Below are 17684 nucleotides of genomic sequence, written 5' to 3'. Positions count from 1 at the left end.
CTCGGCGCCGTACGGCGCCACGCCGGAGGCGACGATGTTGCCGCGCTCGGCCGGGCGCCGACCGCGCAGGCGGCGCAGCGCGGCGGCGAGTTCGTCGTCGTCGGTCACCAGCATGGCGCCGGTGCCGCAGCACAGCGCCGCCGGCTGGCTGAAGTCGAACACGGCGAGATCGCCGAAGCTGCCGACGAGGCGCCCCTGGTAGCGCGAGCCGATGGCCTCGCTGGAGTCTTCGATCAAACGCAGGCCGTGCTGGTCGGCGAGCGCGCGCAGCGGCGTCCAGGCCGCCGGATGACCCAGCGTGTTGGCGGCGAGGATGGCGCGCGTGGCGGGCGTGATGGCCGCCGCCACCTTGTCCGGCGCCAGCGTGCCGGACCAGTAGTCGATGTCGACGAAGCGCGGTGTGGCGCCGGCCTGCGCGATCGCGTGCGCGAGTTCGCGCCAGCCGTAGGCGGACGCGATCACCTCATCGCCCGGCCCGATGCCGAGCGCGCGCAGCCCGAGCAGCAGGCCGATGCGCGCACTGCCGACGCTGACGGCGTGCCGGCGGCCAAGGTACGCCGCGAACTCGGTCTCGAACACCGCCTGCTGCGGGCCGTCGCTCAGATACGACGAACCCAGCACCGCCTGCACCGCCGCCAGCTCCGCGGCGCCGAAGTCGGGGTCCGAAAAGGTGATGACGGAATCGTTCACGGCCGCTGCCTCGCCAGCACGATGCCGGTGGCGGCGGCCGGATCGCGCGTTATCTGCCAGCAGTGCCCGGCGCCGTCGACCAGGTGCAGGTCAAAGCCCGCATAGCGGCGGTAGGGCGTGTCGTCGAGATCGCCCGCGTCGCAGCGCGTCACGGAAAGCTGCGGCAGCGCGGCGCGCAGCGAGGGACCGTCGCTGCGGCCGGCGGCGAGCAGGTCGTGCAGGGTGTCGAGTTCGGCCGGCTGCATGGCGGTCAGGCGTCGTCCAGACGCCGTGCCTCCACCGTCACCGGCAGGCGCGTGTCGGCGGCCAGATCCGGCAGCGCCAGACGCCAGCCGTTGGCGAGCGTGACGCTGCCGCCCCACAAATCCGGACATTCCTGGGCGACCACCGGCTCTTCGAGGTCCTTTTTCGGCACGTACACGCTCAGGCTGCCGGCGGCGTCCTTGCGGATCATCACTTTCATGGCGGCGTTCCTTGTGACATCAGGCAGCTAACGCCAGAACTGGCGCTGAGGATCGGCACACAGCACGGCCAGCGCGTCCGCGAGGCGCGCGTGGCCGCCGTGCAGGCGCCAGGCGCCGGCGATGTGGTCGCGCGCGTAGAGCTGCCAGGCGGGCACGGCATCTGGCCGGTGCTCGATGAGGGCGATGTCGATGACGCCGCCGGACGGGTCCACGTTGCGCGAGCAGCAGGGGCTGTCGATGCGGTAGCCGCCGGGCACCGCGTGCACCTGCGGCGACACGTAGCGGTAGCGGCGGCGGCCGTCGAGCGCGCGGGCGATGCGCCTGAGGTCGAACTCGTTCGGGTGCGCAGCCGCTGCGGGTGGGCCTGACAACGGGTGCGCATCACACGGCCGCGAGTTCATGTTCGAGGCAACCGATCACGCGGCCGGGGGCGAACTCGACCATGTAGACGTTGATGCCGGCCTCGACCACGACACCCACCTGCACCACCTCGCCGGCGCTGCCGGCCGCGGCCAGCAGGGCGTCCAGCGGCTGGTCCGGGTAGGAGCCGTCGTTGTGCAGGTCCACCAGTGCCTGCACGCGCTGGCCCCAGTCGAACAGGGCAGGTGCGGCCGGGTTCACGGCGCGACCCCATCGGTGGCGGTTTCGGGAACGGGCTCGACGGCTTCCAGCTCGCGGCCCTTCATGCCGACCCGGTAGCCGTGGGCGACGAAGTCCACGCCGTAGATGTAGAACTGCTGCAGGAAGGTGCCGATGCTGGTCACGTAGCCGATGTCGCCCTTCTTGACCAGGATGTCGCCGATCTCGCGCCCGGAAAACGTGCCGTCGTTGCGGACCGTCTTGCGGCTGCGCACCTTTTGGCCGTAATCGAAGCGCGGCGGGCTGCCGAGTTCGTTGACGTCGGAATCGCGTGCGATGTCACCCATCGGGATCACCTCCTGCGGGAAAGCGCCACACGGCGCGCAGCGGTTCGGGAGGCACGCCGGGCTCATCCGCGCCCGGCGCCGCCGCGGCGTGCGCGTTGTCGGCGACGGTGTCGAGCGCACAGCGTTCCTGCGCCAGCGCGCGCACCATGGGATCGGTGTCGTGCAGCAGCCCGCCAAGCTGTGCCGCGGGCAGGCGTTCGGCGACGGCGTAGCGCACGCGCCAGTCGGCATCGGCGCTCATCCACACCAGCAGCGCCTGCGGCAGGCGGCGCGCCACTTCGAGGCGCACCTCGGCGTCGTCGTCGGCGGCCAGACACAGCAGCCGCTGCGGCGTGAGGCGCCGCGCCAGCTCGCGCCGCACCTGCGGTTCGGGGTCGCCGAGCAGCAGGCCCAGGCGCGCCTGCGGCAGCCGCCGCGCCACCACCAGGCGCACGTAGTAGTCGGCATCGCGCGTCATGGCTTCGAGCGCCTCGCCGTTGAGGCGGTGCGCCACGCGGATGCGCACCTCGCGGTGCGGGTCGGCGCGCAGCGGCAGCAGATAGCTTTGCGGCAGACGGGCAGCGGCGCTCCAGCGCACGGTCTCGTCCGGGTCGTCCAGCAGCGGCGGCAGGCAGAACACCGGCGCGTGGCGGGCGGCGATGGCGCGCACCTCGAAGTACGGGTGCTCCAGATAGTCGGCCGCCAGGTACGGGTGCCAGGCGAAGAAGCGGTCGATGCGCCGGGCGTAGCGGTCGTGCACGCAGGCGCGGCCTGGCTGGCAGGCGCCGGTGGCGAGCCAGTCGCGGTGCCGGCAGTCGGCGCAGGGCAGCGGCCGACCCTGGTGGTCGCAGGCACTGATATCGACGTCAGGGTCGGCTTCAAGCGTCGTCATCGCCCGCCTCCCGGCGCCGCAGCACATCCAGCAGCACCTGCCCGCCGACCCGGTCGGCGGGGTCGAGTTCGAGTAGCTTGCGTGCTGCCGCCTGCCCCTCGGCCAGCAGGTCAAGGCGCAGGCTCAGATACGCGTAGCCCTTGAGCGTGAACAGGTAAAACCGCGCCGGCACGGCGTCATAGGCGCCGAATTCGGCCTGTTGCGGGCGCGTGTCGTGCCAGTCGGCGGGCAGGCCGAGCAGCCGCGCCGCCCAGGCGAGGCACTCGCCGGCCACCGACAGCGCCTGCGCCCAGCGGCCCTTGTAGAAGAAGAATCGGTAGCGGCCGATCAGTACCGCCGGGTGGGCGGGCGCGAGTTCGGCCGCGGCGGCGAGGTGCTCGAGCGCGCGCGCGTCGTCGGCATAGTGCCGGCCGGCGGCGCGCAGGTGTCGATCGACCTCCGCCGGCAGGGCCCCGCCCAGCAGGCTGATGGCTGCGAATACCTGCTCGGCGCTGGCCTGCTCGGCGCTGCCGGCGTCAGGGGCATCGAGCACGGCCGCCACGGCGCGGTCTCCTACGGCCGCCCGCCGCGGCCGATGCTGGCCACGTCCACGGTGGCGAGTGCCGGCGCGCTGGTCGGTTTCTGGCTGGAACAGCTGCCGCCGCCGGCCACGTTGCGGAACACGAGGCCGGACTCGGTCGGCGTGTCGGCAAAGTCCACCGTAGCGCCGTGCAGCAGCAGGCGGCTTTGCGCCGGCAGGAACAGCGCAAAGCCGTCGAGCGCGATTGCCACATCGCCCGGCTGTGGCGCCTTTTCGACCGTGAACTCGCTGGAAAGACCCGAGCAGCCGCCCGGGCTCACCTGCAGCCGAAAGCCGGTCATCCCCTCGCCGCCGAAGCGCACCATGCGGCGCATGAACTTCTGCGCCGCCGGCGTGATGGTGATGTCCATGCCGCTCACGCGCTTGCCTGGTAGCGCGGGTAGCCGGTGTCGACGATGCAGGTGTTGTCCACCGGGCACACCGCCACACACTGCGGTTCGTCGAAGTAGTTGATGCACTCGGTGCACTTCTTGGGGTTGATGACGAACACGCCGTTTTTCTCGGAAATGGCCTGGTTCGGACATTCCGGCTCGCAGGCCGAGCAGCCGGTGCACTGGGAGGCGACGATCTTGTAGGCCATGGGAAAAGCTCCTTAGCTGGGGCGGAAACGTCAGGCGGCGATGAAGGCACCCTGGCGGATGTCGGCATCACCGCGGCTCTGGTGGGTGATCTCGCCGGCGCGCACGCGGCCGACGTAGTCCATGAAGTAGGCGATCACCGACTGCTCGATGTGCTGGTGGGCGTACCTGTCCACCGGGTCGATGCCGGCCTTGGCGAGATCTGCCTTTGGGCAGCCGCCGATCTTGGCCACGAACACGGCGTGGCAGTCGTTGATGGCGCGGACCACGGTTTCGAGCGTGTCCTCCTCGCCGTAGCCGCCCTGGCAGTAGAGGTCCACGCGGCGGTGGCCAACGAACTTCGAGCTCTTGGCATCGACCTCGTAGATCTGGAACTCGCTGGCGTGGCCGAAGTGCTCGTTGACCTTGCCCTGGCCCTTGGTGGCGACGGCGATCAGCAGCGAAATGCCCTCGGCGTCGGCGAGCTTGGCCAGCTCGGCCTTTTCCGCCTCCTTGGCCGCGACCGTGGCCTGGCGCTCCTGCTCGACCAGCTCCTGGTAGGCCTTGCGCGTGTCGGCGTCGTAGACCACCTCCATGGCGTCGATCTTGTCGGTGGTGAACTCGGCGCTGCGGTCCTCGCCCAGCAGGCCGACGGCGTCGGCGCGGCACTGGCGACAGTGGCGCATCATGTTCATCTCGCCCTCGCAGGCGTCCTGCAGGGCCTTCAGCTCCTGCGCGGTCGGGCCGCGCTGGCCGTTCAGGCCAAACACGGTGCCGTGCTCGGGCGCCGAGATCAGCGGCATGATGTTGTGCAGGAAGGCGCCGCGGCTCTTGACGGCCCGGTTCACTTCGACCAGGTGCTGGTCGTTGATGCCCGGGATCATCACCGAGTTGATCTTGCTGAGGATGCCGCGCGCGGTCAGCATCTCCAGGCCCTGCATCTGCCGCTCGGTCAGAATCTTGGCGGCGTCGATGCCGGTCCAGCGCTTTTTCTTGTAGTAGATCCACGGGTAGATGTGCTGGCCGACCTCGGGGTCGACCATGTTCACGGTGATGGTGACGTGGTCCACGTTGAAGTTGGCGATGGTGTCGACGTGGTCCGGTAGCGCCAGACCGTTGGTCGACAGGCACAGCTTGATGTCGGGCGCGGTCTTCGATATCAGCTCGAAGGTCTTGAAGGTCTTGTCGGGATTGGCGAGCGGATCGCCCGGGCCGGCGATGCCGAGCACCGTCATCTGCGGGATGGTCGAGGCCACCGCCAGCACCTTCTTGGCCGCCTGCTCTGGGGTGAGCTTTTCGCTCACCACGCCGGGACGGGATTCATTGGCGCAGTCGTACTTGCGGTTGCAGTAGTTGCACTGGATGTTGCAGGCCGGCGCCACCGCCACGTGCATGCGCGCGTAGTGGTGATGCGCCTCCTCGCTGTAGCAGGGGTGGTTCTTCACCTTCTCCCACACCTCCGGCGCCATGTCGGCCGGACCGTCGGACGAGCCGCAGCTCGCCTTGCCGCCGTCGGACGAGGTGCCGCAGCCCTTGTGTTCGGCTGCCTTCTGCAGCAAAGCATCCAGCGACAGCAGTTCTTGGGTGTTCGATTGCGCGGTGTGCATGGCGCCTCCTGGGGTGCGTTGACCTTGGCCCGGAGTGGGCCGCGACCGTGCGGCCGCGTGGGGGGGAAGTCAGCTCACCTTTCGCAACCGCCATGCCAGCCGGAAAGAAAAAACAAGCAACTGATTTATAGGGTTTTTATAGATAAACCCGAGTGTCGCAGACCCGACAAACCCGGCGCGCGGCCACGACAAATCCAACGCGTGTGCCACGCCCACCCGAAAGGTGAGGTACAGAGTTCAAGGCGCAGTGACACGTCATTGCCAAAATCCAATGTTTTTATAAAACTGAAACCATGGAAGAAAAGAACGTGATCAAGGCGCTCGCCGCGCTTGCCCAACCCACCCGCCTGCGGGTGTTTCGCTGGCTGGTGGTCGCCGGCCGCGACGGGGCAACGCCAGGCGCCATCGCCGCAGCGCTCGAACTGCCGGCGGCGACGCTGTCGTTTCACCTGAAGGAACTGCGCACCGCCGGCCTGATCGAGCAAGAGCGCCGCGGCCGGCACCTCGTCTACCGCACCGACTACGCGCGCATGAACGACCTGCTGAGTTACCTCACCGACAACTGCTGCCAAGGTCAGCCGTGCCTGCAGGCGACTGCCCACCCTATCCGCCCCACCCCGACTCTCACCGACAAGAACAACCCTGATGACACTTGACGACTTGCCCAACGCGTCGCCCGACGCGCTCGAGCGGCCGACGGCCGAGCGCCTTGCGCCCGCCGTCGCCGCCACCCACCCGCCGCGCATCCTGCTGCTCTACGGCTCGCTGCGGCCGCCGTCGTACAGCAGGCTGCTGGCGCTCGAAGCCGAGCGCCTGCTGCGGCACTTCGGCGCCGACACGCGGCTGTTCGACCCGCACGACCTGCCGCTGGTAGACGGCGCGCCGGTCACACATCCCAAGGTGCAGGAGCTGCGCGCGCTGTCGCAGTGGTCGGAGGGTCAGGTGTGGGTGAGCCCGGAACGGCACGGCACCTTCACCGGCGTGTTCAAGAACCAGATCGACTGGCTGCCGCTCGAGGAAGGCGGCGTGCGCCCCACGCAGGGCCGCACGCTGGCGGTGGTGCAGGTGTGTGGCGGTTCGCAATCGTTCAACGTGGTCAACGCGCTGCGCGTGCTGGGGCGTTGGATGCGCATGGTCACCATCCCCAACCAGTCGTCGGTGCCGAAGGTGTGGCAGGAATTCGATGCCGACGGGCGCATGAAACCATCGCCCTACTACGATCGCCTGGTCGACGTGATGGAAGAGTTGGTCAAGTTCACGCTGCTGGTGCGCGATCGGACCGACTACCTGGTCGACCGCTACAGCGAACGCAAAGGCGCGGACGACGCCAAGGCGCTGGCGGCGGCCGCCGGTGCGGTCGAAGACCGGGCCGCCAGTGAATAACCTCACCCCACCCCCACCGGAGCCGTCCCGATGAATAAAACGCCGCCCGCTGCCCTATCCACCTTCGAGCGCTACCTCACGCTGTGGGTGTTCGCCTGCATCGTGGCCGGCATCGCGCTCGGCCAGGCACTGCCGGGACCCGTGCAGTGGATCGGCCGGCTCGAGATCGCGCGCGTCAACCTGCCGGTGGGGCTGCTCATCTGGGTGATGATCATCCCCATGCTGGTGAAGGTGGATTTCGGCGCGCTGGGGCAGGTGCGCCGGCACGTGCGCGGCATCGCCGTCACGCTGTTCGTGAACTGGCTGGTCAAGCCGTTTTCGATGGCGCTGCTGGCGTGGTTGTTCATCCGCCAGCTGTTCGCGCCGTATCTGCCGGCCGGGCAGATCGACAGCTACATCGCGGGTCTGATCCTGCTGGCGGCGGCGCCGTGCACGGCCATGGTGTTCGTGTGGAGCCGCCTCACCAATGGCGATCCGCTGTTCACGCTCACGCAGGTGGCGCTCAACGACACCATCATGGTGTTCGCGTTTGCGCCGCTGGTCGGCCTGCTGCTCGGCATCTCGGCCATCCACGTGCCGTGGGATACGCTGCTCACGTCGGTGGTGCTGTACATCGTGATCCCGGTGATCCTGGCGCAGCTGTGGCGCCGGACGCTGCTGTCGCGCGGGCAGGATGCGTTCGATGCCGCCATGGCGCGCATCGGGCCGTGGTCGACGGCGGCGCTGCTGGCAACGCTGGTGCTGCTGTTCGCGTTTCAGGGCGAGGCGATCCTGCGCCAGCCGCTGGTGATCGCGCTGCTGGCGGTGCCGATCCTGATACAGGTGTTCTTCAATTCCGCGCTGGCGTACCTCCTGAACCGCCGCCTCGGCGAGCAGCACAACGTGGCCTGTCCTTCGGCATTGATCGGCGCGTCCAATTTCTTTGAACTCGCGGTGGCGACCGCCATCAGCCTGTTCGGCTTCGAGTCCGGCGCCGCGCTCGCCACCGTGGTCGGCGTGCTGATCGAGGTGCCGGTGATGCTGCTGGTGGTGCGCGTGGTCAATCGCAGCCGGGGCTGGTACGAACACCGGGCCGCCTGAGCGGTTTCGTATCCGACAGGACCTGCCAAGAAAATGCTGAAAAATTCCATCCATGGAATTTTTCAGCTCGCTGCCGCGCGGTGCACGCCCGCGAGGCGCTCCATGAATCAAGGGCTGACGCCCTTGATTCATGCCGGGCCATCCTGCCCCGAACGGGAAACGCTGAATAAATCAGCGCTTCCCTAAAACCGCCGCACCTGCACGTCGTACTTGCGCAGCGCGTAACCGATCTGCCGCGGCGTGATGCCGAGCAGGCGCGCCGCCTTGGCCTGCACCCAGCCGCACTGCTGCATGGCCCAGACCAGGCGCCCGCGCTCGTCGTGCGGTGGTGGCTCCTCGCCCGGCGCGGCAGCAGGGACCGCCGGATGCGGCGGGCGGACCACCGGCGCCGGCTCGCGCTGCGCACCGGTGTAGCCCTGCAGCACCAGCGAGAAGCACTTGCCGTGCTGGCAGGGCATGTCGGAGGCCTCGATCACCGCGCCGCGGGTCATGGTGGCGCAGCGCTCGACGCAGTTTTCGAGCTCGCGCACGTTGCCCGGCCAGTTGCAGGCCAGCATGATCTGCAGCGCCTGCGGGCTCAGCGTGATGGCGCGGTGGCTTTCGCCGTTGTAGCGGGCCAGGAAGTGCTCGACCAGCGGCGGGATGTCCTCGCGCCGTTCGCGCAGCGGCGGCAGGAACAGCGTCACCACGTTGATGCGGAAATAAAGGTCCTCGCGGAAGCTGCCGTTGCCGACCGCCTCTTCGAGGTTGCGATTGGTGGCGCAGATCAGGCGCACGTCGGTCTTGATCGGCCGGTTGCCGCCGACGCGCTCGAACTCGCGCTCCTGCAGCACGCGCAGCAGCTTGGTCTGGAACGCCGGCGACACCTCGCCGATCTCGTCCAGGAACAGCGTGCCGCCGTCGGCCAGCTCGAAGCGGCCCTTGCGCTCGCCGGTGGCGCCGGTGAAGGCGCCCTTCTCGTGGCCGAATAGTTCCGACTCCAGTAGGTTCTCGGACAGCGCCGCGCAGTTGACGCGCACGAACGGGCCGTCCTTTCGGGGGCTGAGCACGTGGATGGCGCGCGCGATCACCTCCTTGCCGGTGCCGGACTCGCCGCGCAGCAGCACCGTGGCGCGCCCCGCCGCCACCTGGTGCACCTCGGCGAACACTGCCTGCATGCTGCGGCTGGCGCCGATCACGTTGTCGAGCGGGTACTTGCCGTTCAGCTCCTTCTGCAGGCGGTGCTTTTCGTGCAGCAGCTCGGCACGTTCGGCCGCCACCGAACGGTGCAGGCGCGTGGTCTGGCCGATCAGGTTGGCGACCATGGTCAGGAAACGCACATCGCGCTCGAAATTGGCCGGCTGGTCGGTGACGTCGCGATCGACGGTGAGCACGCCGACGATGTCGCGGCCGACCTTGATCGGCACGCCGATGAAGGCGATCACCTGCCCTGCGGCCAGATCCCGCGCGCCGGTGCGGTTCAGGAACAGCGGCTCGTGGGCCACGTCCGGCACCACGCACGGCGAGCCGGTCTGCAGGATGCGGCCTGTGATGCCCTCGCCCATGCGGTAGCGGGCGCGGCGCAGGGCATCGTCCGACAGGTCGGCGGCACCCACCGCGCGCAGCTCGTCGCCGGCGTCGAGCAGGCTCACGGTGCCGCGCTGCATGCGCATGTAGGAGGCCAGCAGGTTCAGCACGCCGCGCAACGTGCGCGTGAGATCCAGCGAGGAACTCAGGATCTTGCTGATTTCGTAGATGGCCAGCAGCTCGGTTCCCTGCTGTCGGGAGCTGTTCTCCAGCGCCAAGGTGGACATGGACGGAACCTCGACAGGTAGGCAGCGCCGTGCGGCGGGGGGCGCCGCAGCAGTCTGGACACTTCTGATACAAGCAACTGCGATGCCAAGGTAGTGGCTGCTCGGGCGCCACGCCGTGCCGCCACCGGGAACCCCGTCCACCCGACGAAGGGCCCACAGGCCGTACACGCTCTGTCGCCAACCCGACAAACCGTACACGCAGCTGCGGCCGTCCCCCGTCGCTGCCGAAGAAACTCTTTCTCAATCGCCTGCTTATCCGCCAGACAAGCTGCTGGCACAGGGCTTGCGAAAGCTTTGCCAAAGCCGCCGCCTTCGGTCCGGCGGCCGCACCAGCCAAGGCGGAGCTTGTCATGCCCGAACTGCCGGTTTATCTCGACTACGCCGCCACCACCCCCGTCGACCCGCGCGTGGTGGCCAAGATGCTGCCCTACCTCGAAACACACTTCGGCAATCCCGCCAGCCGCTCGCACCGGTTTGGCTGGGCCGCCGAGGAAGCCGTCGGCGAGGCGCGCGCCGAGGTGGCGGCGCTGGTCGGCTGCGAGGCGCGCGAGATCGTCTGGACCTCGGGCGCCACCGAGTCGAACAACCTCGCCATCAAGGGCGCGGCGCAGTTCTACAAGGACCGCGGCCGCCACCTGGTGACGGTGACCACCGAGCACAAGGCGGTACTCGACAGCATGCGCGCGCTGGAACGCGACGGCTACGAGGTGACCTACCTGCACCCCGACAACAGCGGCCTGCTGGACCCGGACCGTTTTGCCGCGGCGCTGCGCCCGGACACGGTGCTGGCCTCGGTGATGCTGGTGAACAACGAGATCGGCGTGGTGCAGGACATCGCGACGCTCGGCGCGCTGTGCCGCGAGCGCGGCGTGCTGCTGCACGTGGACGCCGCGCAGGCCACCGGCAAGGTGCCGATCGATCTTGCCACCCTGCCGGTCGATCTGATGTCGTTCTCGGCCCACAAGACCTACGGCCCCAAGGGCATCGGCGCGCTGTACCTGCGCCGCCAGCCGCGCGTGCGCCTGGAAGCGCAGATGCACGGCGGCGGGCACGAGCGCGGCGCGCGCTCGGGCACGCTGCCGACGCACCAGATCGCCGGCATGGGCGAGGCGTTTCGCCTGGCGCGCCTCGAGATGGCGGCCGACAACGCCCGCATCGCGGCGCTGCACGAGCGCCTCAAGCGCGGCCTGATGGCGCTCGACGCGGTGTACCTGAACGGCGATCCCGTGCAGCGGGTGCCGCACAACCTCAACCTCAGCTTCGCCTTCGTGGAGGGCGAGTCGCTGATGATGGCCATCAAGGACATCGCCGTCTCCAGCGGCTCGGCCTGCACCTCGGCCAGCCTCGAACCCTCGTACGTGCTGCGCGCGCTCGGCCTGCCGGACGAGCTCGCCCACAGCTCGCTGCGCCTGAGCCTTGGCCGCTTCACCACCGAGGCCGAGGTCGACTTCGCGATCGCCGAACTGACGCGCGAGGTCGGCCGCCTGCGCGAGCTGTCGCCGCTGTGGGACATGCACCTGCAGGGCATCGATCTGGCCACCGTGCAGTGGGCCACGCACTGACACCCTCAATCCTTTCGGAGATTCCCCCATGGCTTACAGCGATCGCGTGCTGGACCACTACGAGAACCCGCGCAACGTCGGCACGCTCGACGTGCAGGACCCGCAGGTCGGCACCGGCATGGTCGGCGCGCCGGCCTGCGGCGACGTCATGCGCCTGCAGATTCGCGTCGACGAGGACGGCGTCATCGCCGATGCGCGCTTCAAGACCTACGGCTGCGGCAGCGCGATCGCGTCGAGCTCGCTGGTCACCGAGTGGCTCAAGGGCCGCACGCTGGACCAGGCGCTAGCCATCCAGAACACCGCCATCGCCGAGGAACTGGCGCTGCCGCCGGTGAAGCTGCACTGCTCGGTGCTGGCCGAGGACGCCATCCGCGCCGCCATCGACGACCTGCGCGCCAAGCAGGACGCGCTGGCCAGCACCGACACCGCCTGACGGAGACCGCCATGAACGACCTCGCATCACCCTTGCAGTTCACCAGCGCCGCCGCCGGCAAGGTGCGCGCGCTGCTGGACGACGAAGGCAACCCGGCGCTGAAGCTGCGCGTGTTCGTGGCCGGCGGCGGCTGCTCGGGCTTCCAGTACGGCTTCTCGTTCGACGAGACGGCCGCCGACGACGACACCGCGGTCGAGCGCGACGGCGTCACGCTGCTGGTGGATGCGATGAGCATCCAGTACCTGGGCGGCGCCGAGATCGACTACCAGGAAGACCTGTCCGGCGCGCGCTTCGTCATCAAGAACCCCAATGCCGCCAGCACCTGCGGCTGCGGCAATTCGTTCACGGTGTGAGGCATCGTCGACGTGAACCCCCTGGCGCCTCGTAGGAGCCTTCGTGGGAGCGGCTTCAGCCGCGAAATCCCGCCATTCGCGGCTGAAGCCGCTCCTACATCGGTACACCGGATTTATCCGGCGGCTTTGCCCCTTTCCCCAATCACCGGAGCTGACACCATGGCCGTGACCCTGACCGAAGCCGCCGCCCGCCACGTGCAAAAGGCGCTCACCAACCGCGGCCGCGGCGTCGGCCTGCGGCTGGGCGTGCGCCCGTCGGGCTGCTCGGGCCTGTCGTACCTGCTCGAATTCGCCGACGAGGCGCAGCCGGACGACCTGCGTTTCGACAGCGGCGGGGTGACCGTGCTGGTGGACCCGGCGAGCCTGATCCACGTCGACGGCACGCGGCTCGATTTCGTGCGCGAGGGCCTGAACGAGGGCTTCAAGTTCGACAACCCGAACGCGCGCGGCGAGTGCGGCTGCGGCGAGAGCTTCAGCGCCTGACGCCATGACCGCCGACTGCTTCGCCCTGCTCGGCCTGCCGCGGCGCTTCGCCGTCGATCGCGCGACGCTCGACGGCGCCTACCGCGAGCGCGCCCGGGCGAGTCACCCGGACCGCCACCGCCTGGCCGATGCCGCTGCGCAGGCCGCGGCGCTCGATGCCGCCACCGCGCTCAACGATGCCTATCAGACACTCAAAGACCCTGGCCGGCGCGCCGCCCATCTGCTGGCCCTGCGCGGCATCGACAGCAGCGGCCTGCGCGCCCCGGCCGCGCTGCTGATGCAGCAGATGGACTGGCACGAAGCGCTCGATGCCGCCCGCCGTCGCGGCGACGCCGCCGCGCTGGAGCGTCTGGGCGCGGAGCTGCGCACGCGGCTTTACGCCTGCACGGCGCGCCTGGAAAACGCGCTCGATGGCGAGGACGCCGCCGCGGGCGCGCTGTTGCTCGAGTTCGGTGCGCTGCGCCGGCTGCTGGAGCGCCTCGCCGACGAGGAGGTGGACGCCTGATGGCGCTGCTGCAGATCGCCGAGCCCGGCCAGAGCACCGTCCCGCACCAGCACCGCCTGGCGGTCGGTATTGATCTGGGCACCACGCACTCGCTGGTGGCGACGGTGCGTGACGGCCTGCCGCGCGTGCTGCCGGACGCCGATGGGGCGCGTCTGCTGCCGTCCGTGGTGCGCTACGGCGCCGACGGCAGCGTGGTGGTGGGCGCCGGCGCGCGCGCCGCGCTGGCGCACGACCCCGCCAACACCATCGCGTCGGTCAAACGCCTGATGGGCCGCGGGCTTGCCGATGTCGCCGTTCAACCGGCCTACCGTCTGCTGGACGGCGCCGGCATGGTGCAGATCGCGACCGCCGGCGGCGCCAAAAGCCCGGTCGAGGTGTCGGCTGACATCCTGCGCGCGCTTCGCGAGCGCGCCGAGGCGGCGCTCGGCGGCGAGCTGCTCGGCGCCGTCGTCACCGTGCCGGCCTATTTCGACGAGGCGCAGCGCGAGGCCACCAAGGCCGCCGCGCGCCTGGCCGGCATCGAGGTACTGCGCCTGCTGGCCGAGCCCACCGCGGCGGCACTGGCCTATGGCCTCGACCGCGCGAGCGAGGGCCTGTACGCGGTGTACGACCTCGGCGGCGGCACCTTCGACATCTCGGTGCTGCGCCTGACCGGAGGCGTGTTCGAGGTGCTGGCGGTGAGCGGCGATGCCGCGCTCGGTGGCGACGATTTCGACCACGCGCTCGCCGTGTGGCTGGCCGAACAAGCCGGCTTGCCGGAGCCGGACGCCGCCCAGCGCCAGGCGCTGCTCGGCATCGCCCGCGCCGCCAAGGAGGCGCTCAGCGAACGCGCGGAAGTGCCGGTGATACACGCGCTGCCGGGCGGGGTGGCGCTCGATGTGACCGTGCGCCGCGGCCAGTTCGAGGCGCTGGTGGCCGATCTCGTCGCCCGCACGCTGCCGCCCGTGCGCCGCGCGCTGCGCGACGCTGGCATCGAACCGCCGGACATCGACGGCGTGGTGCTGGTCGGCGGCGCCACGCGCATGCCGGCCATCCGCGCGGCGGTGGAGGGTTTCTTCGGCCGTCCGCCGCTGACCGATCTCGACCCCGATGCGGTGGTCGCCGTCGGCGCCGCGCTGCAGGCCGACGCGCTGGCCGGCAACCGCAGCGACGACTGGCTGCTGCTGGACGTGATCCCGCTGTCGCTCGGCATCGAGACGCTGGGCGGTCTCGCCGAGAAGATCATCCCGCGCAACAGCACGCTGCCGGTGGCGCGCGCACAGGACTTCACCACCTTCAGGGACGGCCAGACCGCCATCGCCATCCAGGTACTCCAGGGCGAACGCGAGCGGGCCGACCAGTGCCGGGCGCTGGCGCGCTTCGAGCTGCGCGGCATCCCGCCCATGCCGGCGGGTCTCGCCCGCGTGCGCGTCACCTTTCAGGTCGACGCCGACGGCCTGCTGCGCGTCGGCGCGCTCGAACAGACCTCCGGCGTGGCCGCCGAGGTGAGCGTGAAGCCTGCCTTCGGCCTCGACGAGGCGACCATCGCCGCCATGCTGGCCGACGCCCGCGCGCACGTCGCGGACGACGCCGACGAGCGGCGGCTGCGGGAACTCACCGTGGAGGGCGAGCGCCTGCTGCTGGCGAGCGCCGCCGCCTTCGAGGCCGACGGCGAGCGCCTGCTAGGCGGCACCGAACGCGCCGCCATCCTCGCCGCCATGGACACCCTGCGCACGGCGCTCGGCGAGGCGACTGTAGAGGCCATCCGCAGCGCCATGGAAGGGCTCGACGCCGCCACTGCCGAGTTCGCCGCCCGGCGCATGGATTCCGCCGTGCACCAGGCGCTGGCCGGCCAACACCTGTCGGCGCTGCCCTGATGCCTACCATCACCGTCCTGCCGCACGCCGAGCTTTGCCCTGAAGGCGCCCGCTTCGAGGCCCGCCCGGGCACGCTGCTGTGCGACGCGCTGGCCGCCCATGGCGTGGCCATCGAGCACGCCTGCGAGAAAGCCTGCGTGTGCACCACCTGCCACGTGCTGGTGCGCGAGGGCTTTCGCTCGCTGCGCGCCGCCAGCGACGACGAGGAAGACCAGCTCGGCCGCGCCTGGGGGCTCGAAGCCTGTTCGCGCCTGTCGTGTCAGGCGCGTGTCGGCCAGGCGGATCTCACCGTCGAAATCCCGCGCTACACGCTCAACTACGCCCGCGAATCTGCATGAAATGGACCGACAGTCAGGCGCTGGCCGAAGCGCTCGCCGAGCACCACCCGCAGGTCGACCCGCGGCGGGCGCGCTTCACGGAGCTGCGCGCCTGGGTGCTGGCGCTGCCGGGCTTCGATGATGCCCCCGAGCGCTGCGGCGAGCGGGTGCTGGAAGCGCTGCAGCAGGCCTGGATCGACGAGCTCGGCTGAAAGCGGGCTCTACACGGCGGCGAAGGCCGCCCGCGCCTGCTCCAGCGTGCGCTCGATGATCGCCGCGTCGTGCGCGGCGGTGACGAAGCCGGCCTCGAAGGCCGACGGCGCCAGGTAGACGCCGGCCTCCAGCAGCGCCCGGAACAGCCGCCCGAAGCGGGCGACGTCCGCCTGCTGCGCCTGCGCGAGATTCTGCGGCGGCTCATCACGCAAAAACACACCAAACATGCCGCCCACGTGCACGGTCGAGAACGGCACGCCGGCGGCATCGGCAGCCGATTGAAGACCCGCCATTAGCGCCGCGGCGGTGGCTTCGAGGCGCTCGTAGAACCCCGGCTGCTGCACCTGCGAGAGCGTGGCGAGGCCGGCCGCGGTAGCGAGTGGATTGCCGGACAGCGTGCCGGCCTGATACACCGGCCCCGCGGGCGCCATCTGCGTCATGAGCTCGGCCCGCCCGCCGTAGGCGCCCACCGGCAGCCCGCCGCCGATCACCTTGCCCAGCGTCACCAGATCCGCCGTCACGCCAAAGCGCGCCTGGGCGCCGCCGAGCGCGACGCGAAAGCCGGTCATCACCTCGTCGAAGATCAGCAGCGCGCCGTGCGCATCGCACAGCCGCCGCAGACCTTGCAGAAACCCCGGCTGCGGCAGCACGCAGCCCATGTTGCCGGCCACCGGCTCGACGATGACGGCGGCGATGTCACCGCCGCGCGCCTTGAACAGCGCCTCGACGGCGTCGAGGTCGTTGTACGGCGCGGTCAGCGTGAGCGCGGCGAGCTCGGCCGGCACGCCGGGCGAACTCGGCACGCCGAAGGTGAGCGCGCCCGAGCCCGCATTCACCAGCAGGCTGTCGGCGTGGCCGTGGTAGCAGCCGGCGAACTTGACCAGCACGTCACGACCCGTCGCGGCGCGCGCCAGACGTATCGCGCTCATGGTCGCCTCGGTGCCGGAGTTGACCAGGCGCACGCGCTGCAGGCCCGGCACCAGCCGGCACAAGGTCTCGGCCAGCTCCACCTCGGCCGCGGTCGGCGCGCCGTAGGACAGCCCGCGCGCCGCCGCCTGCTGCACCGCCTGCACCACGCCCGGCGCGGCATGGCCCAGGATCACCGCGCCCCAGGAGCACACGTAGTCGATGTAGTCCCGGCCGTCGACGTCGCGCACATGGGCGCCGGCCGCCTCGGCGATGAACGGTGGCTGCCCGCCGACCGCGCCGAAGGCGCGCACCGGCGAGTTGACGCCGCCCGGGATCACCGCCTGGGCGCGTTCGAAAAGCTGTCGCGATTGGCTCATGGATTTCCTGTGTCAGGTGGTGGGCCACAGTGCGGCCAGCGCCCGGGCGGCGGCTTCGCTGTCCACGCCGGGCGCGAACAGGGCGCTGCCGACCGCCAGGGCATCGGCGCCGGCCGCCACCAGCGGCGCCGCATTGTCGGCGCGAATGCCGCCGATGGCGACGATGGGGCAATCCAGCGCCGCCCGCGCGGCGCGCAGCAGCTCGACGCTGGCGTAAACCTCGCCGGGCTTGGTGCTGGACGGAAAAAACCGCCCGAACGCCACGTGATCGGCCCCGGCCTTGAGCGCCGGCGCCGCCAACCCCAGACGGTTGTAGCAGGTGGCGCCGATCAGTGCCGTCTTGCCGAGCCGCGCGCGGGCCAGCGCCGGCGAGGCATCGTCCTGCCCCAGGTGCACGCCGTCGGCGCCGACGCGCTCGGCAAGCTCGATGTCGTCGTTGACGATGAATGCGGCGCCGTGCCGCCGGCACAGCGCACGCAGCGCGCTCGCCTGGTCGAGACGCCGCGCCGCGTCGGCCGATTTGTCGCGGTACTGCACCACCGCCGCGCCACCGCGCAGCGCCGCCGCCACGCGCGTGAGCAGCTCGGCGCCGCCGAGCAGCGAGGTGTCGGCCAGGGCGTACACGCCGCGGATGGCGAGTGTGCGTTCGGGTGTCGTCATGGTGTCCGTCGAATCACGCAGCCGATGGCATAAGGTTGGCAGCAAATGATATTTGCCCGCACCGG

25 protein-coding genes are annotated in these 17684 nt (G+C 70.3%); 11 read left to right on the top strand and 14 right to left on the bottom strand.

The window, feature by feature from the left end; genetic code table 11:
* The 11 genes from PHC73_RS00805 to nifB form a co-directional block, all read right to left on the bottom strand.
* Positions 1-690: DegT/DnrJ/EryC1/StrS aminotransferase family protein (locus PHC73_RS00805; protein WP_300123659.1), on the bottom strand; the 690-nt coding region annotated here is incomplete at its 3' end.
* Positions 687-935, bottom strand: coding sequence for a hypothetical protein (locus PHC73_RS00800; protein WP_300123658.1), 249 nt, complete (start codon positions 933-935; stop codon positions 687-689). The genes PHC73_RS00800 and PHC73_RS00805, both read right to left, overlap by 4 nt.
* 5 nt (positions 936-940) lie before the next feature.
* Positions 941-1153: a putative nitrogen fixation protein NifT gene (nifT, locus tag PHC73_RS00795; protein WP_300123657.1), complete on the bottom strand. Its 213-nt coding sequence runs from the start codon at positions 1151-1153 to the stop codon at positions 941-943.
* A 27-nt stretch (positions 1154-1180) separates the two neighbouring features.
* Positions 1181-1525: a hypothetical protein gene (locus PHC73_RS00790; protein ID WP_300123656.1), complete on the bottom strand. Its 345-nt coding sequence runs from the start codon at positions 1523-1525 to the stop codon at positions 1181-1183.
* 10 nt (positions 1526-1535) lie between these two features.
* The gene (locus tag PHC73_RS00785) at positions 1536-1775 is read right to left on the bottom strand and encodes a nitrogen fixation protein NifZ (RefSeq protein WP_300123655.1); all 240 of its coding nucleotides are present in this window, start codon (positions 1773-1775) and stop codon (positions 1536-1538) included.
* The gene (locus PHC73_RS00780; RefSeq protein ID WP_300123654.1) at positions 1772-2080 is read right to left on the bottom strand and encodes a nitrogen fixation protein NifZ; all 309 of its coding nucleotides are present in this window, start codon (positions 2078-2080) and stop codon (positions 1772-1774) included. Before PHC73_RS00780 ends, PHC73_RS00785 begins: the two co-directional genes overlap by 4 nt.
* Complete coding sequence (locus PHC73_RS00775; protein WP_300123653.1) at positions 2073-2951, bottom strand: 4Fe4S-binding leucine-rich repeat protein; 879 nt, start codon at positions 2949-2951, stop codon at positions 2073-2075. Before PHC73_RS00775 ends, PHC73_RS00780 begins: the two co-directional genes overlap by 8 nt.
* Complete coding sequence (locus PHC73_RS00770; RefSeq protein WP_366949768.1) at positions 2938-3483, bottom strand: hypothetical protein; 546 nt, start codon at positions 3481-3483, stop codon at positions 2938-2940. The genes PHC73_RS00775 and PHC73_RS00770 overlap by 14 nt, the downstream gene beginning before the upstream one ends.
* 20 nt (positions 3484-3503) lie before the next feature.
* On the bottom strand, positions 3504-3881 hold the full coding sequence (locus PHC73_RS00765) for an iron-sulfur cluster assembly accessory protein (protein WP_300123660.1): 378 nt from the start codon (positions 3879-3881) through the stop codon (positions 3504-3506).
* A gap of 5 nt (positions 3882-3886) precedes the next feature.
* Positions 3887-4111: a 4Fe-4S binding protein gene (locus PHC73_RS00760; protein WP_366949766.1), complete on the bottom strand. Its 225-nt coding sequence runs from the start codon at positions 4109-4111 to the stop codon at positions 3887-3889.
* A 30-nt stretch (positions 4112-4141) separates the two neighbouring features.
* Positions 4142-5695 carry a nitrogenase cofactor biosynthesis protein NifB gene (gene nifB, locus PHC73_RS00755; protein ID WP_300123651.1) on the bottom strand — a complete coding sequence of 518 codons (1554 nt, stop codon included), beginning with the start codon at positions 5693-5695 and terminating at the stop codon, positions 4142-4144.
* A gap of 293 nt (positions 5696-5988) precedes the next feature.
* Here nifB and PHC73_RS00750 point away from each other — a divergent pair, with 293 nt between their 5' ends.
* The 3 genes from PHC73_RS00750 to arsB are packed head-to-tail and all read left to right on the top strand — an operon-like array spanning position 5989 to position 8158.
* On the top strand, positions 5989-6351 hold the full coding sequence (locus PHC73_RS00750) for a metalloregulator ArsR/SmtB family transcription factor (protein ID WP_300123650.1): 363 nt from the start codon (positions 5989-5991) through the stop codon (positions 6349-6351).
* On the top strand, positions 6341-7078 hold the full coding sequence (gene arsH, locus PHC73_RS00745) for an arsenical resistance protein ArsH (RefSeq protein ID WP_300123649.1): 738 nt from the start codon (positions 6341-6343) through the stop codon (positions 7076-7078). The genes PHC73_RS00750 and arsH overlap by 11 nt, the downstream gene beginning before the upstream one ends.
* Before the next feature lie 30 nt (positions 7079-7108).
* Complete coding sequence (gene arsB, locus PHC73_RS00740) at positions 7109-8158, top strand: ACR3 family arsenite efflux transporter (RefSeq protein ID WP_300123648.1); 1050 nt, start codon at positions 7109-7111, stop codon at positions 8156-8158.
* A gap of 182 nt (positions 8159-8340) precedes the next feature.
* Here the strand turns inward: arsB and nifA are convergent, their stop codons facing one another.
* Entirely contained in the window at positions 8341-9951 is a 1611-nt protein-coding gene (gene nifA / locus PHC73_RS00735) for a nif-specific transcriptional activator NifA (protein WP_300123647.1), read from the bottom strand.
* Positions 9952-10301: 350 nt separating this feature from the next.
* Here nifA and PHC73_RS00730 point away from each other — a divergent pair, with 350 nt between their 5' ends.
* The 8 genes from PHC73_RS00730 to iscX all read left to right on the top strand — a co-directional run bounded on the left by PHC73_RS00730 (position 10302) and on the right by iscX (position 15672).
* On the top strand, positions 10302-11513 hold the full coding sequence (locus PHC73_RS00730; protein ID WP_300123646.1) for an IscS subfamily cysteine desulfurase: 1212 nt from the start codon (positions 10302-10304) through the stop codon (positions 11511-11513).
* 28 nt (positions 11514-11541) lie between these two features.
* Entirely contained in the window at positions 11542-11946 is a 405-nt protein-coding gene (gene iscU, locus PHC73_RS00725) for a Fe-S cluster assembly scaffold IscU (RefSeq protein ID WP_300123645.1), read from the top strand.
* An 11-nt stretch (positions 11947-11957) separates the two neighbouring features.
* Positions 11958-12299 (top strand): iron-sulfur cluster insertion protein ErpA, encoded by a 342-nt coding sequence (gene erpA / locus PHC73_RS00720; RefSeq protein ID WP_300123644.1) that lies wholly within the window; start codon positions 11958-11960, stop codon positions 12297-12299.
* 159 nt (positions 12300-12458) lie between these two features.
* Positions 12459-12782, top strand: a complete 324-nt coding sequence (iscA, locus tag PHC73_RS00715; protein WP_300123643.1) for an iron-sulfur cluster assembly protein IscA — start codon at positions 12459-12461, stop codon at positions 12780-12782.
* A gap of 4 nt (positions 12783-12786) precedes the next feature.
* Positions 12787-13287, top strand: coding sequence for a Fe-S protein assembly co-chaperone HscB (gene hscB, locus PHC73_RS00710; protein WP_300123642.1), 501 nt, complete (start codon positions 12787-12789; stop codon positions 13285-13287).
* Complete coding sequence (gene hscA, locus PHC73_RS00705; protein WP_300123641.1) at positions 13287-15143, top strand: Fe-S protein assembly chaperone HscA; 1857 nt, start codon at positions 13287-13289, stop codon at positions 15141-15143. Before hscB ends, hscA begins: the two co-directional genes overlap by 1 nt.
* On the top strand, positions 15143-15481 hold the full coding sequence (fdx, locus tag PHC73_RS00700) for an ISC system 2Fe-2S type ferredoxin (RefSeq protein WP_300123640.1): 339 nt from the start codon (positions 15143-15145) through the stop codon (positions 15479-15481). Before hscA ends, fdx begins: the two co-directional genes overlap by 1 nt.
* Complete coding sequence (gene iscX, locus PHC73_RS00695) at positions 15478-15672, top strand: Fe-S cluster assembly protein IscX (protein WP_300123639.1); 195 nt, start codon at positions 15478-15480, stop codon at positions 15670-15672. The genes fdx and iscX overlap by 4 nt, the downstream gene beginning before the upstream one ends.
* A 9-nt stretch (positions 15673-15681) precedes the next feature.
* On the opposite strand, the gene hemL is transcribed toward iscX, so the two are convergent.
* Complete coding sequence (gene hemL, locus PHC73_RS00690) at positions 15682-16959, bottom strand: glutamate-1-semialdehyde 2,1-aminomutase (protein ID WP_300123638.1); 1278 nt, start codon at positions 16957-16959, stop codon at positions 15682-15684.
* A gap of 12 nt (positions 16960-16971) precedes the next feature.
* On the bottom strand, positions 16972-17619 hold the full coding sequence (thiE, locus tag PHC73_RS00685) for a thiamine phosphate synthase (RefSeq protein WP_300123637.1): 648 nt from the start codon (positions 17617-17619) through the stop codon (positions 16972-16974).
* Between the last annotated feature and the right edge of the window lie 65 nt (positions 17620-17684).

Source organism: Immundisolibacter sp. (genome assembly GCF_028696615.1).
Lineage (GTDB): Bacteria > Pseudomonadota > Gammaproteobacteria > Immundisolibacterales > Immundisolibacteraceae > Immundisolibacter.
Note: the sequence above shows the minus strand (reverse complement) of the source record. Positions and strands in the feature narration are given on the sequence as shown.

Bases quoted from the DNA above. Each gene is read 5' to 3' on its own strand.
- nifB (WP_300123651.1), bottom strand. From the start codon at position 5,695: ATGCACACCGCGCAATCGAACACCCAAGAACTGCTGTCGCTGGATGCT.
- PHC73_RS00750 (WP_300123650.1), top strand. From the start codon at position 5,989: ATGGAAGAAAAGAACGTGATCAAGGCGCTCGCCGCGCTTGCCCAACCC.
- nifT (WP_300123657.1), bottom strand. From the start codon at position 1,153: ATGAAAGTGATGATCCGCAAGGACGCCGCCGGCAGCCTGAGCGTGTAC.
- arsB (WP_300123648.1), top strand. From the start codon at position 7,109: ATGAATAAAACGCCGCCCGCTGCCCTATCCACCTTCGAGCGCTACCTC.
- PHC73_RS00775 (WP_300123653.1), bottom strand. From the start codon at position 2,951: ATGACGACGCTTGAAGCCGACCCTGACGTCGATATCAGTGCCTGCGAC.
- PHC73_RS00760 (WP_366949766.1), bottom strand. From the start codon at position 4,111: ATGGCCTACAAGATCGTCGCCTCCCAGTGCACCGGCTGCTCGGCCTGC.
- hscA (WP_300123641.1), top strand. From the start codon at position 13,287: ATGGCGCTGCTGCAGATCGCCGAGCCCGGCCAGAGCACCGTCCCGCAC.
- arsH (WP_300123649.1), top strand. From the start codon at position 6,341: ATGACACTTGACGACTTGCCCAACGCGTCGCCCGACGCGCTCGAGCGG.
- iscA (WP_300123643.1), top strand. From the start codon at position 12,459: ATGGCCGTGACCCTGACCGAAGCCGCCGCCCGCCACGTGCAAAAGGCG.
- nifA (WP_300123647.1), bottom strand. From the start codon at position 9,951: ATGTCCACCTTGGCGCTGGAGAACAGCTCCCGACAGCAGGGAACCGAG.
- hemL (WP_300123638.1), bottom strand. From the start codon at position 16,959: ATGAGCCAATCGCGACAGCTTTTCGAACGCGCCCAGGCGGTGATCCCG.
- PHC73_RS00780 (WP_300123654.1), bottom strand. From the start codon at position 2,080: ATGGGTGACATCGCACGCGATTCCGACGTCAACGAACTCGGCAGCCCG.
- iscX (WP_300123639.1), top strand. From the start codon at position 15,478: ATGAAATGGACCGACAGTCAGGCGCTGGCCGAAGCGCTCGCCGAGCAC.
- thiE (WP_300123637.1), bottom strand. From the start codon at position 17,619: ATGACGACACCCGAACGCACACTCGCCATCCGCGGCGTGTACGCCCTG.
- hscB (WP_300123642.1), top strand. From the start codon at position 12,787: ATGACCGCCGACTGCTTCGCCCTGCTCGGCCTGCCGCGGCGCTTCGCC.
- erpA (WP_300123644.1), top strand. From the start codon at position 11,958: ATGAACGACCTCGCATCACCCTTGCAGTTCACCAGCGCCGCCGCCGGC.
- PHC73_RS00765 (WP_300123660.1), bottom strand. From the start codon at position 3,881: ATGGACATCACCATCACGCCGGCGGCGCAGAAGTTCATGCGCCGCATG.
- iscU (WP_300123645.1), top strand. From the start codon at position 11,542: ATGGCTTACAGCGATCGCGTGCTGGACCACTACGAGAACCCGCGCAAC.
- fdx (WP_300123640.1), top strand. From the start codon at position 15,143: ATGCCTACCATCACCGTCCTGCCGCACGCCGAGCTTTGCCCTGAAGGC.
- PHC73_RS00800 (WP_300123658.1), bottom strand. From the start codon at position 935: ATGCAGCCGGCCGAACTCGACACCCTGCACGACCTGCTCGCCGCCGGC.
- PHC73_RS00730 (WP_300123646.1), top strand. From the start codon at position 10,302: ATGCCCGAACTGCCGGTTTATCTCGACTACGCCGCCACCACCCCCGTC.